Genomic DNA, 3,651 nt, shown 5'->3' on the forward strand with positions numbered 1-3,651 from the left:
GCTCTTTTCCCAGAGGTACTGATAGATGTGGGTCTCGTCGGTCAGGCCGGGCGGTGTACTGGGGCGTGGGCAGGACCGGACCCTGGCTGCTGCGCCAGATCAGGATGCCCGCCGCCACCAGAGCGACCGCCGCGGCGGCAAAGGCCAGCAGGGCGGGCAGGTTGCGTTTCATAGGGGGCGTTAAGCTCCTTCCTCAAAAGATGGGATACCGGTCAGGAGAGATCCATTTCCCGGATGCGGTAGACCAGCTTCAAAAAGTTGCGCCGGTATTGGCGGTTAAAGGTGGAGACGATGCGCTCCATAACCATGGTGCTGTCCTCAAAATTGGCGGCGGGCAGGAGGATGACGTACTGGGCGCCGCTGTACCGGGCCACCACGTCGCCCCGCCGCAGGCAGCTGACGATTACGTCCAGCAGCCGGTCCATGGTGGTGTTGAGCACGTTGAGCTCGGGGATGCCGCCGCCGGGGAGGGTGACAGTGATGAGCGCCAGGTGGACGCAGTTGCCGCTGCGGGCGGCCCGCCGGGCCTCCAGGCGGTAGGCTTCCCGGAAGAAGCCGTACTCGCAGACAAAGGCGCCGGGCCGGCTGGCGGTCTCGCGCAGGCTGTTCTGCACCACCTCCAGGTCGGTCTCCAGATCGCCTTCGGTATCCATGATACGGGAATAGAGGGCGCGCAGTTCATCGGAGGGGGTGACGCCCAGATTGCGGTAGAGGATATCGGTGGCCCGCTGGTAGTGCTCCAGGGCGGCGGACTCCTGGCCCTGGGCCACCAGGCCCCGGATAACCAGGATGTAGAGCTCTTCGTCCAGATCGTCCAGCGTCAGGGCCCGTTCCGCGGTCTGGACCATCTCCTGGTATTCACCGTGGGCCTCCAAGAGGGCGGCGTAATCCTTGACGGCCTGGATGTAGAGGGTGTGGTAGCGGGTGGACAGGACCACCAGCCACATATGTCCCCCCTGCTTGGGGAGGAAATCTCCCCGGTAGAGGGCCAGGGCCTGCCGGAAGGCCTCCATCCGTTCCTCGTCGGAGCGCTTGGCGTCCTGCCCCTGCCGGCAGAGCTCCTCAAACCGGTCGGTATCCAGGGTACAGCGTACCGCCGGATTCCAGGCGTAGGCGCCGCGCTGGGAGAGGATGGGGGGCATATCCTGGGGGAAAAGGGGCTCCAGCATGGCCCGCACCCGATAGAGGAGGGTTTTCAGCGCGTTGACGGGGTTGGCGCTGTTTTCGTCCGGCCAGAAGAGGGAAATAAATTCCGACTGGGGGACGGTGCGGTCCCGATGGACGATCAGGTAGCACAATACATTCCACAGCTTTTGCGAGCGGTTGATGTCGTCGGTCAGGGTTTTACCGCTGACCTCCATGCTGAATCCGCCCAGCATATTGACCGAAATGGAAAGTTCCTTGGCCGCGGTGCCGTTCTGTTTCATTGCGCTTCCTCCCATCGCCCCGTCATCCAGCGGCTCTGCCGCTTCAGGTAGCCATAGTATAACATATTCGACTGGAAAGTGGTAGTGTTTTTTGCAATTTATAACCGTTCTGGTTATACAAATTTTGAGGTTGAAAACTGTGAAAACTATAAAATGTAACCGTTCGCTATGGGTAACGGCCTTTGCCTTGACGGGGACGGTGATTTTTGCTAAACTAAGAAGAAAGTCAAGAGGAATCAAACAAGATATGCGGGTATGGCGGAATTGGCAGACGCGCTGGATTTCGGTGCTGTCACCTCAGTGAAGGATTTGATATGGACTTCTGGATGATTGCCCGGCAAGAACTGAACCATGCTTTGCTGGACATTTTTTCGGCATTGGGGCATCTGCAGTACCAGTATGACTGGGTCATTACTGACCATGATCTTTGGTATGCGGCAAACTGCCCGGAGGAAGTTCGCAGGCGCTGGCAGTGGACAGGATTGCTGATGGATGGCACAGAGCTGACCGCGCATCTGTCAGCGGGCTATGTACATTTTACACAGGGGGGTGTCCTCTCTGCAGTGCCAAAAGGTACGCAGCCCTGTGAGGTTTGGAATTATGAGCCATACTGGGAGATCGAAAATTTCGGCTCACCGGAGTATTGTTTCCAGACGCCATTGACCCAGCTGGAGCTGATTTGCTATGATGGGTACGCTTGGGTCCTGATCTGCAAGCCAGACTTTTCAAAGCAGGTAAAAAGGGCCCTCCCCATGGCAAAAACACCCGACGAATTTTACGCCCACTAAAACAAAAAACAGCGGCACGAGTTCCGCGCCGCTCATACGCGCCTGTGATGGAATTGGTAGACATGCGAGATTTAGGTGCTGCCACCTCAGTGAAGAATTTCCTATTAGCCAGGTAAAAGCAGGCATGGCCTGTTTTTATAGATGCGGATCAAGCGTAACGCTCCGCCCCGGGTATCCCCTCCCCGAGTAAAAATAGAGGGAAACTGAATATGCGGGTATGGCGGAATTGGCAGACGCGCTGGATTTAGGTTCCAGTGGGCAACCGTGTGGGTTCAAATCCCACTACCCGTACTATACTTAAAAAGCGCCAAAACACTTTTTTCGGAACGGGGAAAGACAAAAATGGACAGAGAGTGCTGCGCCGTCCGATATCCCATCCTGCCCATCCACGGCACCGGCTTCCGGGACTGGAAAGGGGTCGGCTACTGGGGCAGGATTCCCAAGGCGCTGGAGGACCGGGGCGCACAGGTCTTTTTCGGCGGACAGGACGGCTGGGCTACCGTGGAGGAGAACAGCGCCGCGCTGAAAAAGAAGGTGGAGGCGGTGCTGGCCGAGACGGGCTGCCAAAAGGTCCACCTGATTGCCCACTCCAAAGGAGGACTGGAGGCCCGCTATCTGGTCTCCTCCCTGGGCATGGCCCCCCGGGTGGCCTCGGTGACCCTCATCGGCACGCCCAACCACGGCTCCAAAACCATGGACGCCATTTTTCGCCTGCCCAAGTGGCTCTTTCGCCTGGCGGGCTTTTTTGTCAACCGCTGGTATCGCTTCATCGGCGACCGGAACCCGGATTTCTGCGGGGTCTGTTTCCAGTTCACCACCGCCTGGGCCGAGGAGTTCAACCGCCAAAATCCCGATGCCGGCGGCGTATGTTACCGCAGCTATGCCGGGGCGATGGGCTCGTTCCGCAGCGACGTTTTTATGTGGTGGCAGAACTGCATCATCAGCCGGGTGGAGGGAGAGAACGACGGCCTGGTCACGGTGGATTCCGCCGCCTGGACGGGGTTCCGGCCGGTATGGCGGGGCGTGGGCGGCCGGGGCATGTCCCACATGGATGAGGTCGACTTTCGCCGCCGTCCCCTGCGGTATCGGGGCGTATCCAAGGACGTGGTGGAGGAGTATATCCAAATGGTGGCCGAATTGAAGGAAATGGGTTTCTGAGCAGCCGGAGCCGTCCGAAGGGACGGCTCTCAGTCTGTCGAAGAAGTGGAAGGTGGTGCAGGAAACGTCAAAGTGCCTGCATGGAAGCGGGCGACCACAAGGGTCGCCCCTACGAGGTGGGAGGATATCCTATTACCCCGGCGAGGGCGGCGGAGCCCACAGGAAAGGCGGGGCGGACAGTGTCCGCCCCCTACAAAGGGCAGAAGGTACCGTGAAAGCGCCTGGGGGAAGTGCAGAAGGGGGGTATCCCCCCTTCTGCCCCTTTTGGTCCAGCCCCT

The 3,651-nt window shown here is 59.3% G+C and carries 3 protein-coding genes and 1 tRNA gene; 3 read left to right on the forward strand and 1 reads right to left on the reverse strand.

Going from position 1 to position 3,651, the window contains the following annotated elements; translation table 11 throughout:
* Positions 1-212: 212 nt before the first annotated feature.
* Positions 213-1,427, reverse strand: a complete 1,215-nt coding sequence (locus H7U37_RS14565) for an AfsR/SARP family transcriptional regulator (RefSeq protein WP_204876859.1) — start codon at positions 1,425-1,427, stop codon at positions 213-215.
* Positions 1,428-1,741: 314 nt separating this feature from the next.
* On the opposite strand from H7U37_RS14565, the gene H7U37_RS14570 reads away from it, so the two are divergent.
* The 3 genes from H7U37_RS14570 (at position 1,742) to H7U37_RS14580 (ending at position 3,373) form a co-directional block, all read left to right on the forward strand.
* Positions 1,742-2,215: a hypothetical protein gene (locus H7U37_RS14570; RefSeq protein ID WP_204876860.1), complete on the forward strand. Its 474-nt coding sequence runs from the start codon at positions 1,742-1,744 to the stop codon at positions 2,213-2,215.
* 211 nt (positions 2,216-2,426) lie between these two features.
* Positions 2,427-2,506 (forward strand) — tRNA-Leu (locus H7U37_RS14575).
* A gap of 51 nt (positions 2,507-2,557) precedes the next feature.
* Complete coding sequence (locus tag H7U37_RS14580) at positions 2,558-3,373, forward strand: esterase/lipase family protein (RefSeq protein ID WP_204876861.1); 816 nt, start codon at positions 2,558-2,560, stop codon at positions 3,371-3,373.
* Positions 3,374-3,651: the final 278 nt, after the last annotated feature.

The organism is Pseudoflavonifractor phocaeensis (assembly GCF_016901735.1).
In the GTDB taxonomy this organism is placed as follows: Bacteria; Bacillota; Clostridia; order Oscillospirales; family Oscillospiraceae; genus Pseudoflavonifractor_A.